Consider the following 12,765-nt stretch of genomic DNA (forward strand, 5'->3'; position numbering starts at 1 on the left):
CTCGGTGGGCTTCTTCGTTGTGAACAGTTCTTAAGACGATTACTAACTCGCCCCTCCGGTCGGGCTGACAGGATTTGAACCTGCGACCCCTTGACCCCCAGTCAAGTGCGCTACCAAGCTGCGCCACAGCCCGCGAGCCCCGAGGGACCCACGTCGCCCGCGTCCGACCGGAGCGCGGAGCAACCCGACCAGCATAGCGGACGCCGGACCCCTCCCGCGCCACGCGGCGTCGTCCCGCGCGAGTCGTCCAGCGCGTCGCGGCTCCACACGACACCCGTCGGATTCCCAGGGTCTCCGCCGCCCGGCTCGTAGGGTGGCCCGATGCGTTCCGGTCCCACCTCCCGTGTCCTCCTCGCACTCGCAGCAGCCGGCCTGCTGCTCGGAGCCGCCGGGTGCACCGGGTCACAGACCGAGACACCCCGGCCGACCCTCGCGAAGGCGACGGCGGAGTCCGTGTCGGTCGCGGCCCAGTCCGACGCCGCCGAGCGGTCCGTCCGGACGAGCCGCGCGCTGTTCGCGTCCGCTCCCGGAGCCGTCGTCGCGCCCGCCGACGACGCCGACGCCGTGCGGTCCGCGGCGAGCGCCGCCGAGGCGGCCCACGTCCCGGTCCTCCTCACCGGGAAGGACGAGTCGACGGCGAAGGACGGGTCGCCGGCGAAGGACGGGTCGCCGGCGGCGCACGAACTCGAGCGCCTCGGCGCCCGGTGGTACCAGGCCGAGGGCGACGTCGCGCTCGACACCGACGTCCCCGAGCAGGACGCGCCGGACGGCGGGGACGCGCCGGAGCCGAGCCGCGCCTCCAGGCAGGCCACCGTCGTCGTGGCGGACGCGACCGCCGACGCCGCAGCCGTGGCGACCGCGAAGGCGGCAGGTGCCCGCGTCGTGACGATGCCGGACGGTGTGACGGACCCCGCGGCCGCGCCGGACGTCGTGACCGCACTGCACGAGCGGAGCGACCACCCGACGGTGCTGGTGGGGGCGGCGTTCGCCGACCTGCCGGACCCGGAGTGGACCGTCCGCGCCGCCGAGAACGGGTGGCAGCTGCCCGACGGCGGTCAGCGGCCGTTCGACGGCCACCGGTACGTGGCGCTCTACGGTGTGCCGGGAGCGCCGGCGCTCGGCGTCCTCGGCGAACAGGACCCGACGGCGACGGTGCAGCGCGCGAAGTCCGTCGCGGCGTCCTACAAGGGACTCGGCGACGTGCCGATCACGCCCGCGATGGAGGTCATCGCGACCGTCGCCGCCGGGGACGCCGGCGCGGACGGGGACTACTCGACCGAGCTGCCCGTGTCGACGCTCGAGCCCTACGTCGATGCCGCGCACGACGCCGGGATGCCCGTGATCCTCGACCTCCAGCCAGGGCGCGCGGACTTCCTGTCGCAGGCGAAGCGGTACGAGTCCCTGCTGTCGAAGCCGGGCGTGTGGCTGGCGCTCGACCCCGAGTGGCGTCTCGGGCACGACCAGGTCCCGCTCGAGCAGATCGGGAGCGTGAAGGCCTCCGAGGTGAACGAGGTGTCCTCGTGGCTCGCGGACCTCGTCCGCTCGAAGGGGCTCCCCCCGAAGGCATTCGTGCTCCACCAGTTCCGGCTGTCGATGATCCAGGACCGGGCGTCGCTCGAGCAGCACCCCGAGCTCGACATGCTCGTGCACGTCGACGGACAGGGGTCGCAGCCCGACAAGCAGGCGACGTGGAAGGCGCTGCACGTCGGCGCGCCTGCGGGCATCCACTGGGGTTGGAAGAACTTCTACGACGAGGACCAGCCGATGCTGACGCCGCAGCAGACGATGGCGGACGTGGCGCCGACACCGTCGCTGATCACGTACCAGTAGCGGATCGCCTCGCCCGGTTCTCCACAGACTGGAGGCGCGGGTCGGGTTTCGTCGGTCGGTGCTGACAGCATGGGGTCATGTCTGTTGCCCCGTCACCTGCTCCGCCGTCCCCCGCGATCGCTGCGGAGGCGCAGGAGGCGCTGCACGCCCTGACCGGGCGGCCCGACGCGGTGTTCCACCCCGGGCAGCTCGAGGCGATCTCGGCACTGGTCGAGCACCGGCAGCGCGCCCTCGTGGTGCAGCGCACCGGGTGGGGGAAGTCCGCCGTGTACTTCCTCGCGACCCTGCTGCTCCGGCGACGCGGGGGCGGCCCGACCGTGCTCGTGTCGCCGCTGCTCGCACTCATGCGCGACCAGGTCGCCGCCGCTGCCCGGGCCGGGGTGCGTGCGGTGTCGATCAACTCGGCGAACGCGCACGAGTGGGGTGAGACGCAGGCGGCGCTCGCCCGCGACGAGGTGGACGTCCTGCTCGTCTCCCCCGAGCGGCTCAACAACCCGAGGTTCCGCGACGACCAGCTGCCGACGCTCATCGCCCGGATGGGCATGCTCGTCGTCGACGAGGCGCACTGCATCTCCGACTGGGGGCACGACTTCCGGCCGGACTACCGCCGGCTGGCCGAGCTCATCCGGTCGCTCCCCCACGGCGTGCCCGTCCTCGCCACCACCGCGACGGCGAACGAGCGCGTGGTCGAGGACGTCGCCGAGCAGCTGACCGCCGGCCCCGACGACCCCGTGTTCACCATCCGCGGGTCCCTCGCACGGGCCTCGCTGCGGCTCGGCGTGCTGTCGCTCCCCGACGCCCGACAACGGCTCGGCTGGTTGCTCGCGCACCTCGGCGACCTGCCGGGCAGCGGCATCATCTACACGCTCACCGTCTCGGCGGCCGAGGACATCGCCCGGCTCCTGCGCGACAACGGGTACGCGGTCCGCGCCTACACCGGGCGCACCGACACCGACGAGCGCGAGCAGCTCGAGCAGCAGCTCAAGGGCAACGAGCTGAAGGCCCTCGTCGCGACGAGTGCGCTCGGCATGGGGTTCGACAAGCCGGACCTGGGCTTCGTCGTCCACGTCGGGGCGCCGTCCTCCCCCGTGGCGTACTACCAGCAGATCGGTCGTGCCGGTCGCGCCACCGACAACGCCGACGTGCTCCTGTTGCCCGGGCGCGAGGACCAGGAGATCTGGCAGTACTTCGCGAGTGCCTCGATGCCGACCGAGTCCCGGGCGTCCGCGGTGCTGAACGCGCTGTCCCGCGACTCCGCGATGTCGACCGTCGCCCTCGAGGGACTGGTCGACATCAAGCGCTCCACCCTCGAGCTCCTGCTCAAGGTGCTCGACGTCGACGGCGCCGTCCAGCGCGTCGCCGGCGGGTGGGTCGCCACCGGGCAGCCGTGGGAGTACGACGCACCCCGCTACGAGCGGGTCGCCGCAGCCCGCGCTGCCGAGGCCGCCTCGATGCTCGACTACGAGTCCACGTCGCAGTGCCGCATGCAGCTCCTGCAGCAGGACCTCGACGACCCGTCGGCCGAACCGTGCGGTCGCTGCGACAACTGCACCGACGCCTGGTACCCGACGTCGGTGTCGTCGTCGGACGCCTCGGGTGCCGCCGCGGCGCTCGACAAGGTCGGGGTCGAGATCGCCCCGCGCGCCCAGTGGCCGTCGGGCATGTCGTCGCTCGGCGTCCCCGTGCGCGGCAAGATCAGCCCCGACGAGCTCGTCCAGCCCGGACGCGCCGTCGCCCGGCTCACCGACCTCGGGTGGGGTGGGCCGCTCCGTGCCCTCTTCGCACCGGGGGTTCCCGACGCCCCGGTCTCGCGGGAGCTCGTCGACGGGTGCGTCCGTGCGCTCAAGGACTGGCCGTGGGAGACCCGTCCGACCGGGGTCGTCGCGATGTCGTCGCGGTCACGGCCCGAACTCGTCGGGTCGCTCGCGCAGGCACTGTCCTCGATCGGGCGGTTGCAGTTCCTGGGCACCCTCGGTCGGAACGGTGGGACGCCGCGCGGCGACGGTGCGACGAACAGCGCCTACCGGTTGTCGGGGGTGTGGGACACGTTCGTGGTCGATCCCGCGCTTGGGGCCGCGCTGCAGTCGCACGAGGGGCCGGTGCTGCTCGTGGACGACCTCGTCGACAGCCGGTGGACGATGACCGTGGCGGGGCGCGAACTGCGGCGGGCCGGAGCGTCGGCCGTGCTCCCGTTCGCGTTGGCCACGGTCGCCTGACTCCGGCGTCAGCCGCTCGGGTTGCTCAGGCCGTCGGCAACCCACTGCAGGAAGACGACGACGGCCACGTCGACCAGGAGCGTCCCGCCGGCCACGAACAACCCGGCCGCTGCGACGACGACCGCTGCCGGACGCGGCCCGGGCACCCGGAACAGGGCCACCACCGTGGCGAGGAGCGCGGCGAGCGAGACGATCCCCGTCACCACCCACCACGGTGGGAACCCCTCGGTGAACACGCGCGCTAGGCCGACCGCGTGTGCGACGCCGGCGATCAGTGCGACGGCCCCGGGCGCAGCCAGCCACCAGCTGCTCGCGCCGATCGTGCGGTCGCCGGACGAACGTGCTGTCATGTCGGACCTCCCCCGGACGCCCCGATGGGCGCCGCCCCGGCGGTCATCGTCGCACACCGGAGGCACGGTGCGGGCCGGCACCGCGCCTCCAGTCCGCCGGGGTGCGGTTCAGGCGCCGATCGCGTCCAGCTCGGCGAGCGCGTCGGACGGCAGGGCGAAGCCCGCCGACGCGACGTTGTCGCGCAGGTGCGCGACGGACGAGGTCCCCGGGATGAGGAGCATGTTCGGCGAGCGCTGGAGCAGCCACGACAGCGCCACGGTCAGCCGCGACACTCCGAGCCGCTCCGCGACGGCGTCGAGCGCACCGGACTGCAGCGGCGAGAAGCCGCCGAGCGGGAAGTACGGCACGTAGGCGATGCCCTGCGCGGCCGTGCTGTCGACCATCGCGTCGTCCTCGCGGCGGGCGACGTTGTAGAAGTTCTGCACGCAGACGACGGGGGCGATCGACTGCGCCTCGGCGAGTTGCTCGGCGTTCACGGTCGACAGCCCGAGGTGCTTGATGAGGCCCTGCTGCCGGAGTTCGGCGAGGGCTTCGAACTGCGGCGCGAGGCTGCCCGGCTCCGGGGCGTCGAACCCGCCGACGCGGAGGTTCACCACGTCGAGCTGCTCGAGCCCGAGGTTGCGCAGGTTGTCGTGCACCTGTTCGACGAGCTCGTGCGGCTCGCGGGCGTGCGGCCAACCGCCCTCCGCGTCACGCCGGGCACCGACCTTCGTCACGATGTGCAGGCCGTCGGCGTACGGGTGGAGGGCCTCGCGGATGACCTCGTTCGTGACGTGCGGGCCGTAGAAGTCGGCCGTGTCGATGTGGGTGATCCCGAGCTCGACGACGGTGCGGAGGACGCGGATCGCCTCGTCGCGGTCGGTGGGCGGCCCGAAGACGCCGGGGCCCGCGAGCTGCATGGCGCCGTACCCGACGCGGGTGAGGTCGAGGTCGTCGGCGAGGCGGAAGGAACCGCCGGGGAGTGTGGTGTCGGTCATGTCCACCACGATGCTCCCGGTCCGCCGGGACGGACAGGTCCCCGTCGACCCTGGGACCACGGGGACCAGGAACGGACCGCGCCGGGTCCGTAGCATCGAGGGGTGAGCGACAACACCCTCGGCGAGTACCTCCGGGCGAGGCGTGCGCTCGTGCGCCCGGAGGACGCCGGGCTGCGCGTCACCGGCGTCCGACGCACGCCGGGGCTGCGCCGCGAGGAGGTGGCGACGCTCGCCGGGATCAGCGCGGACTACTACCTCCGTCTCGAACAAGGGCGTGACCGGAACCCGTCGGGGCAGGTGCTCGACGCGATCGCACGGGTGTTCGGCCTCGACGCCACGGCGAACGCGTACCTGCGGGGTCTGGCCAGCGCGTCCGGATCGGGTGCCGCTGCGCCCGACCGGGCCAGGGGATCCCGCGGAGGCCGGAGTGACCGGGTCCCGACCGGGACGCTGCAGTTGCTCGACGTGGTCGGGTTGCCCGCCTTCGTCGAGAATCGTGCGTTCGACGTGCTCGCCGCGAACCGGCTCGCGTCCGCGTTGGCGCCGGGGATGCGTGCCGGCGAGAACCGGCTGCGCACGATGTTCCTCGGCCACACCGAGCAGGGGCGCTACCCGGACTGGGAGCAGCAGATGGGCGGCATGGTGGCGGCGTTCCGGTCCTCCATCGGGACCCGTGTGGACGATCCGGCGATCACCTCGCTCGTCGGCGAACTGTCGCTCGGCAGCGAGGACTTCCGTCGGCTGTGGGCGCGACACGACGTCCGGCCGCTCGCCGGGGGCACCGTGCGGATGTGGCACCCGGAGGTGGGCGAGCTCGAGCTCCGTCGGGAGAAGCTCGGCATCGGCGGGACGGACGGGCAGCTGCTCGTGCTGCACCACGCCGAACCGGGGTCGCCCTCGGCGGGGGCGTTGGCGCTGCTCGGGAGCCTGGCCGCGGGGGCTGCGGGCGGTGCGGGCGGCGCGGCGGGCCGACTCGGAACGACATCGTCGACGTCGTACGACCTCGACTGAGTCGCTCCCCCGCGCGTGCAACGGTGCGCGTCCGCAACGAGCGACAAGACCGGTGTCGAACGACGTCGACGATGTCGCATCGGCTCGGCACCGGCCAGCGCCAACACCGCGCGCCGCCACCGCCCCCTCATCCCGCCGCAGGCCCCGAGCGTCGCGCCGGCTTCGGGAACGCGGCCCGCATGTGGTCGGTCGTCAGCACGTCCCCGATGCCGATCATCAGCAGCGAGAACACGATCTGCTCGATGACCATCCAGAACGGGTAGAGCCCCGGGATCGCCGCGACCACGAGCGTCACGACCGGGAAGATCCGGCTGAACAACCGCAGCCGCTGGTACGCCCAGTAGTACCCGAGCTGCGCCCGCCACGCGAACACGTAGAGCGTCAGCGTGATGAGCAGGACGACGGTCGCACGGAACCACACCGCCCACGGGACCGTCTGCCCGGCGTTCGTCAGGAGGATCGCCACGACGATCGCCGTCAGGCCGACGACGGTCTCGGCGACGAGCAGCCACCGGATCCACCGGAAGGAGCGGACGGTCTCGGGGTGGTCGAGCATGTCCTCGCGGATGACGTAGTCCGCCTGCCGTCCGCCGGCCAGTCGGTCGAGGTGCAGACGGCACCACAGGCGGTCGGCGAGGGCACCGAGCCCGGCGTTCTGCTGCGTCACCCTCCCATGGTGCCGTATCCGGCGGCGCGAACCGGCACCGCACCACCCAGCCGTGTCCCGCGGCGCGAACCGGCACCGCACCACCCTGCCGTGTCCGGCGGCGCGAACCGGCACCGTGCCTTCAGACCGGCGGCGACGCCTCAGTCGGTCGGCAGGAGCGCGGCTCCCCCGAGGACCGCACCGGAGTCGGGGTCCAGCAGGACGAGCGAGCGGACCGGGTCCGGGACGCCGCGGGGTGCCTCGAGGTCGAAGGTGATCGTCCCCACGTCGGACGGGATCGTGCCGAGGTCGTCGTCGTCCTCGTGCCCCGTCCAGAGCCCGGGCCGCGCGCCGACGACCGTGCCCTCGGAGAGCACCACCCGAACATCATGCAGCTCCGTGTCCGAGGACGCCACCCGGAGGTCCGTGATCCTGACGAGCAGGTGCTCCCCGGCGCGGGCGATCCGGACGTGGCCCGAGGCGGACCGGTCGTGTCCCGAGGCGATCCCGTCGAGCGGGGCGATCGGGACGAGGTCGCCGGCCACCGGCGGGACGCGCCGCCACCACGGGTCGATGGGCGACCCGTCGGCATCGTCCGTGGCGGGCTCGGGGACCGGGGCGCCGAGCGTGTTCGACGGGGACACGAGCGTGCCGCCCTGCAGACCCTGTTCGGCGAGCGGGGTCGTCGTCGCGACCGGCTCCGCAGAGTCGATGCCACGCTCGGTCTGGATGGCGCGCCAGGCGACCAGGACCGCGACGAGGGCGAGCAGAGCGACCGCTGCGAACAGCCATCGTCGACTCGCCCTCGTCATGTCGGATCTCCTGATCGACCTCAGCGCTTGCGGCGCTCGCGCACCCGCATGTTGACGTTGATCGGCGTGCCCGAGAAGCCCCAGACCTCGCGCAGTCGACGCGTGATGAAGCGTCGGTACTGCGGGTCGAGGAAGCCCGTCGTGAACAGCACGAACGTCGGCGGCTGGCTCGACGCCTGGGTCCCGAACAGGATGCGGGGCTGCTTGCCACCACGGACCGGGTGCGGGTGCTCCTGCACGAGCTCGGCGATGAAGGCGTTGACCTTGCCCGTCGGGATGCGGGTGTCCCACGAGTCGAGCGCGGTCTCGAGCGCCGGTACGAGCTTCTCGAGGTGGCGACCGGTGCGTGCGGAGATGTTGACGCGCGGTGCCCACGCCACGTGCGCGAGGTCCTGCTCGATCTCGCGCTCGAGGTAGCGGCGGCGGTCGTCGTCGAGCAGGTCCCACTTGTTGTATGCCAGCACCAGCGCACGGCCGGACTCGAGGACGAGGTCGATGATGCGGAGGTCCTGCACGGAGATCGGCTCGGTGACGTCGAGGACGACCACGGCGACCTCGGCCTTCTCGAGCGCTGCCGTCGTGCGGAGCGAGGCGTAGAAGTCGGCCCCCTGCTGCAGGTGCACGCGCTTGCGGATGCCGGCGGTGTCGACGAAGCGCCAGACACGGCCGCCGAGCTCGATCTGCTCGTCCACCGGGTCGCGGGTCGTCCCCGACAGCTCGTTGACGACGACGCGCTCTTCGCCGGCGGCCTTGTTCAGGAGCGAGCTCTTGCCGACGTTCGGACGGCCGAGGATCGCGACGCGACGGGGTCCGCCGACCTCCTGCTTGGCGACGGCCGAGGTGTCGGGGAGCGTCTTGATGATGAGGTCGAGGAGGTCGGCGACGCCACGGCCGTGCAGCGCCGACACCGGGTACGGCTGCCCCAGACCGAGGTTCCAGAGCTCGTAGGCGTCGAGGTCGCGCCGGTCGTCGTCCGACTTGTTCGCGACGACGATGACCGGACGGTCGGTGCCGCGGAGCATCTTCACGACGTGCTCGTCGGTGGCGGTGATGCCGACCGTGACGTCCACGACGAAGAGCACCGCGTCGGCGAGGTCGATCGCGACCTCGGCCTGGGCGGCGACGGAGGCGTTGATGCCCTTGGCGTCGGGCTCCCACCCGCCGGTGTCGACGAGGGTGAAGCGCTTGTCGTTCCACTCCGCCTTGTAGGCGACGCGGTCACGCGTGACACCCGGGGTGTCCTGCACGACGGCTTCGCGGCGACCGAGGATGCGGTTCACCAGCTGCGACTTGCCGACGTTCGGTCGCCCGACGATCGCGAGGACCGGGTAGGCCGGCAGGTAGGTGATGCCGTCCTCGCCGAGCTGCCCGGCTTCGAGCAGGGCGACGTCCTCTTCGTCGAGCTCGTAGTCTTCGAGCCCGGCGCGGAGCGCGTTCGCCCGCTGCTCGGCCTCGGCTTCGTCGAGCCCGGCGATCCGCTCGCCGAGGGCGTCGTCGTACTCGGGGAAGTCGTCGTGTTCTGGGTTGTCCAGCTGCGCCATGTGGGTGTCCTTGCCGGCGACCCTTCGGCCGCGTGTTGTCAGTGCGTGGCCGCGCGTGGCCCTGGTGGTCAGTGCCCGGTCGCGCGGGCCAGGTCGACGACCGCTTGCACGGTCTGGTCGAAGTCGAGGTCGGTGGAGTCGAGCGTCGTGACGCCGTCGGCGGCGTTCATGAAGTCGACGACCTTCGCGTCCGCCGCGTCGCGACGAGCGAGTGCGGCGGAGGTCTCGGCGGCCGACTGGGTGGTGACCTCAGCCGAGCGCCGAGCCATTCTAACGGACTCGTCGGCCGTGAGGAGGATCCGGACTTCGGCGTCGGGCGCGACGACCGTGGTGATGTCACGCCCCTCGGTGATGATGCCCCGGCCCTCGGCCTTGCGCATCACGTTCCGGAAGAGCTGCACGAGCCGCTGCCGGACCTCGGGAAGCTTCGCGATGTGGGCGACCGCGGCGGTGACCTCGGGCGTGCGGATCGCGTCGGTGACGTCGGTGCCGTTCACCTGGACGAAGTAGGCGTCCGGGTCGGTGCCGATCTCGTAGTCGAAGGTCTCCCAGCTCGCCAGGACCGCGGCGGCGTCGTCGAGGTCGACCTGCTGCTGCAGTGCGTGCCAGGCGAGCGCACGGTAGGCGGCACCGGTGTCCTGGTAGCCGAAGCCGAGCGCGCGCGCCGCGGCACGGGACACGCTCGACTTGCCGCTGCCCGCGGGGCCGTCGACCGCGATCACGAACTTCGCGACGAAGGCGCCGTCCGGCAGTCCGGCCGGCAGGGGGTCGCGCGTCGAACCGGGCTCGCCGCCGCCCTGCCCGTCGAGACCTCCACCCGCACCGCCGGCGCCGCCGATCGGGCCGGGCTGGTCGCCGGGCGTGGGCAGCCCCGTGTCGGGTCCGTCGGGTCCACCGGTCACGCCGGAGTCGTCGTTGTTCAGGCCCATGCTGCTGCGATCCTCCATCCGCGACCCTCGAGTTCGTCGACGAGTCGCTGTTCCTGCTCGGGCACGACCGACACCTCGACGATGCCGATCTGCGCGCCCGGTGAGTGCTCGAGGCGCATGTCCTCGAGGTTGATGCCGATCTCCCCGATGAACGTGAGGAGGGCGGCGATCTGGCCCGGGGTGTCGTCGACGAGGACGACCACCTGGGCGAAGCGCTTCGTGGTGCCGTGCTTGCCCGGCAGCCGTTCGACGCCGCGGTTGCCCGCAGCGATGGTCTCGGCGAGGGCGCGGGGCGAGCCGGGCGCGGTCGGGTCGTCGAGTGCGGCGAGCACCCGGTCGAGGTCGTCGCGGAGATCCGCGAGCACCGGCCGGATGCGCGACGCGTTCGCACCGATGATCTGCACCCACAGCCCCGGGTCGCTCGCGGCGATGCGGGTCACGTCACGGACGCCGCCGCCCGCGAGGCCGAGCGAGCCGTCCGGGGCGTCCCGCAGCCGGGAGGCCATCAGCGTGGACACCAGCTGCGGTGCGTGGGAGACGTACGCCACCGCGAGGTCGTGCGACTCCGGTTCCATCGGGACCACGGTCGCGCCGACGTCGAGCGCCAGGTCTTCCACCACGGCGGCACGCTGGTACGTGATGTCGTCGTGCCCGGCGATCACCCACGGCTGCCCGAGGAAGAGATCGGCGCGCGCGGCGGTCGGCCCGCTGCGTTCGCGGCCCGCCATGGGGTGCGAGCCGATGTAGCGCGAGATGTCGGCGCCGGCTGCCCGGAGCGAGGCGAGCGGCCCCGACTTCACGCTCGCCACGTCGGTCACCACGGCACCGGGGAAGGCCGCGAGCTCACGCTCGACGACCGCCGCCACGACGTCCGGGGGAACCGCCACGACCACGAGTTCCGGACGGTCACCGGGAGCCGGTCGACGCCCGGCGCCGTAGTCGACGGCGAGCGCCAGGGCTGCGGGCGAGACGTCGTCGAGGACGACCTCGACACCCTTCTCACGCAGTGCCAGGCCGATGGACGCGCCGAGCAGGCCCGCGCCGACGATCCGCACGGGTCCCCGGAGCCGCCGGTCGATGGCCGGTTCGGCGAGCGGGGTGGTGGCGTCGGTCACCCCGCAAGCCTACCGATCGTCAGTCCGAGGACTCTTCGCCGTCCGAGGCCTGGGGAGAACCCTTCGCCTCACGGGCGATGCGGAGGAGCGAACCGAGCTCGACCGTCGACAGCTCCCGGGTCTTGCCGATCGGCAGGGACCCGAGGTGCAGCGGCCCGAACGACCGCCGGACCAGTTCGAGGACGGGGTGGTCGACCTCGTCGAGCATGCGGCGCACGATCCGGTTGCGACCGGAGTGCAGCGTGATCTCGACGAGCGACTCCCCACGCGAGGACTCGAGCAGGCGGACCTTGTCGGCCGCGATCGGACCGTCCTCGAGCTCCACACCGTCGAGGAGCCGCTGCACCGTCGCGGGGTTCACGTTGCCGCGCACCTTCGCGATGTACGTCTTCGTCACCCCGAACGACGGGTGCGCCAGGACGTGCGCGAGGTCCCCGTCGTTCGTCAGCACGAGCAGCCCGGACGTCTCGGTGTCGAGCCGCCCGACGTTGAACAGGCGCTCCTCGTACCGGTCGACGTACTCGGACAGGTCACGACGTCCACGCTCGTCCTGCAGGCTCGAGACCATGCCGGTCGGCTTGTTGAGCAGCACGTAGCGGCGCGAGCTGTCGATCTGCACCGGGACGCCGTCCACCGCGATCTGGTCGGTCTCGGGATCGACACGCCGGCCGAGCGCGTCGACGACCTCGCCGTTGACCGTCACGCGGCCCTCGACGATCAGGTTCTCCGCGACGCGGCGAGATGCCACGCCCGCAGCGGCGATCACCTTCTGCAGGCGCTCCCCCTCTGCCTGGAGGCGCGGCGCGGCCCCGGCGGTCGCCGTCCCGTCCGCCGCGTCCCAGTCCGGGATGATCGGGCGCTCGGGCGTGCCCTCGAGCGGCTGGCCCTGCTGGTCGCGGGCACCCTCGGGCTGCGGGGTGGTGCGGCGGTCGGTGCCGCGCGGGCCGGTGTTCCGGGGCCGGTCGCCGTTGCGCGCCGTGGTGGTGCCGCCGACGTAGCGTCGGCCGTTGTGCCACACCGTGCTGGGTCGGCCGTCCGGGGCACGGCGGTCCTCGCGGGCGGGGTCGCGGCGGCGGTCGTCGTCGCGTCGGGGGGCGTCACGACGGTCGTCGCGCCGATCGTCACGGCCGCGGTACCCACCGGACGCGGGGCGCTCGTCACGACCCCGGTACCCGCCGCGGTCGTCGTCACGGCGGTTGAACCCGCCGCGGTCGCTGCCGCGGCGGTCGTCCTCGCGGCCGACGAACCGACCCCGGTCTCCCCCGCGCTCGTCGCGACCCCGGTACCCACCGCCGGACGCCGGACGCTCGTCACGGCCGCGGTACCCGCCGCGGTCA

Annotated in this window: 11 protein-coding genes and 1 tRNA gene; 3 read left to right on the forward strand and 9 right to left on the reverse strand. The window is 72.8% G+C overall.

The window, feature by feature from the left end:
- Window positions 1–59 precede the first annotated feature (59 nt).
- A tRNA-Pro gene (locus tag BIV01_RS17450) sits at window positions 60–133 on the reverse strand.
- A gap of 188 nt (window positions 134–321) precedes the next feature.
- Between BIV01_RS17450 and BIV01_RS17455 the strand changes: the two genes are divergently transcribed.
- Together BIV01_RS17455 and BIV01_RS17460 are read left to right on the forward strand one after the other, a co-directional pair.
- Complete coding sequence (locus BIV01_RS17455; protein WP_071303687.1) at window positions 322–1,830, forward strand: hypothetical protein; 1,509 nt, start codon at window positions 322–324, stop codon at window positions 1,828–1,830.
- A gap of 77 nt (window positions 1,831–1,907) precedes the next feature.
- Window positions 1,908–4,046, forward strand: coding sequence for a RecQ family ATP-dependent DNA helicase (locus tag BIV01_RS17460; RefSeq protein ID WP_071303688.1), 2,139 nt, complete (start codon window positions 1,908–1,910; stop codon window positions 4,044–4,046).
- Window positions 4,047–4,054: 8 nt separating this feature from the next.
- Here the strand turns inward: BIV01_RS17460 and BIV01_RS17465 are convergent, their stop codons facing one another.
- Both BIV01_RS17465 and BIV01_RS17470 read right to left on the reverse strand, forming a co-directional pair.
- Window positions 4,055–4,396, reverse strand: a complete 342-nt coding sequence (locus BIV01_RS17465; protein ID WP_071303689.1) for a hypothetical protein — start codon at window positions 4,394–4,396, stop codon at window positions 4,055–4,057.
- A gap of 108 nt (window positions 4,397–4,504) precedes the next feature.
- The gene (locus tag BIV01_RS17470) at window positions 4,505–5,374 is read right to left on the reverse strand and encodes an oxidoreductase (RefSeq protein WP_071303705.1); all 870 of its coding nucleotides are present in this window, start codon (window positions 5,372–5,374) and stop codon (window positions 4,505–4,507) included.
- Between the two features lie 102 nt (window positions 5,375–5,476).
- Between BIV01_RS17470 and BIV01_RS17475 the strand changes: the two genes are divergently transcribed.
- On the forward strand, window positions 5,477–6,385 hold the full coding sequence (locus BIV01_RS17475; protein ID WP_071303690.1) for a helix-turn-helix domain-containing protein: 909 nt from the start codon (window positions 5,477–5,479) through the stop codon (window positions 6,383–6,385).
- 127 nt (window positions 6,386–6,512) lie between these two features.
- Here the strand turns inward: BIV01_RS17475 and BIV01_RS17480 are convergent, their stop codons facing one another.
- The 6 genes from BIV01_RS17480 to BIV01_RS17505 form a co-directional block, all read right to left on the reverse strand.
- Window positions 6,513–7,052 carry a hypothetical protein gene (locus BIV01_RS17480; protein WP_070416492.1) on the reverse strand — a complete coding sequence of 180 codons (540 nt, stop codon included), beginning with the start codon at window positions 7,050–7,052 and terminating at the stop codon, window positions 6,513–6,515.
- A 140-nt stretch (window positions 7,053–7,192) separates the two neighbouring features.
- On the reverse strand, window positions 7,193–7,843 hold the full coding sequence (locus tag BIV01_RS17485; RefSeq protein WP_071303691.1) for a hypothetical protein: 651 nt from the start codon (window positions 7,841–7,843) through the stop codon (window positions 7,193–7,195).
- A 20-nt stretch (window positions 7,844–7,863) separates the two neighbouring features.
- Window positions 7,864–9,384 (reverse strand): ribosome biogenesis GTPase Der, encoded by a 1,521-nt coding sequence (gene der / locus BIV01_RS17490; RefSeq protein WP_071295441.1) that lies wholly within the window; start codon window positions 9,382–9,384, stop codon window positions 7,864–7,866.
- A gap of 68 nt (window positions 9,385–9,452) precedes the next feature.
- Window positions 9,453–10,136, reverse strand: coding sequence for a (d)CMP kinase (gene cmk, locus BIV01_RS17495; RefSeq protein WP_441294379.1), 684 nt, complete (start codon window positions 10,134–10,136; stop codon window positions 9,453–9,455).
- A 167-nt stretch (window positions 10,137–10,303) separates the two neighbouring features.
- A complete protein-coding gene (locus BIV01_RS17500) occupies window positions 10,304–11,428 on the reverse strand; it encodes a prephenate dehydrogenase (protein WP_071303692.1) in 1,125 nt (374 codons plus the stop codon).
- Window positions 11,429–11,447: 19 nt separating this feature from the next.
- Window positions 11,448–12,203 carry a pseudouridine synthase gene (locus tag BIV01_RS17505; RefSeq protein ID WP_070419123.1) on the reverse strand — a complete coding sequence of 252 codons (756 nt, stop codon included), beginning with the start codon at window positions 12,201–12,203 and terminating at the stop codon, window positions 11,448–11,450.
- Between the last annotated feature and the right edge of the window lie 562 nt (window positions 12,204–12,765).

This window comes from Curtobacterium sp. MCBA15_013 (assembly GCF_001865095.1).
Taxonomy (GTDB): Bacteria; Actinomycetota; Actinomycetes; order Actinomycetales; family Microbacteriaceae; genus Curtobacterium.

Excerpts from the sequence above, each read along its gene's own strand:
- BIV01_RS17455 (WP_071303687.1), top strand. The coding sequence starts at position 322 with ATGCGTTCCGGTCCCACCTCCCGTGTCCTCCTCGCACTCGCAGCAGCC.
- BIV01_RS17460 (WP_071303688.1), top strand. The coding sequence starts at position 1,908 with ATGTCTGTTGCCCCGTCACCTGCTCCGCCGTCCCCCGCGATCGCTGCG.
- BIV01_RS17465 (WP_071303689.1), bottom strand. The coding sequence starts at position 4,396 with ATGACAGCACGTTCGTCCGGCGACCGCACGATCGGCGCGAGCAGCTGG.
- BIV01_RS17470 (WP_071303705.1), bottom strand. The coding sequence starts at position 5,374 with ATGACCGACACCACACTCCCCGGCGGTTCCTTCCGCCTCGCCGACGAC.
- BIV01_RS17485 (WP_071303691.1), bottom strand. The coding sequence starts at position 7,843 with ATGACGAGGGCGAGTCGACGATGGCTGTTCGCAGCGGTCGCTCTGCTC.
- der (WP_071295441.1), bottom strand. The coding sequence starts at position 9,384 with ATGGCGCAGCTGGACAACCCAGAACACGACGACTTCCCCGAGTACGAC.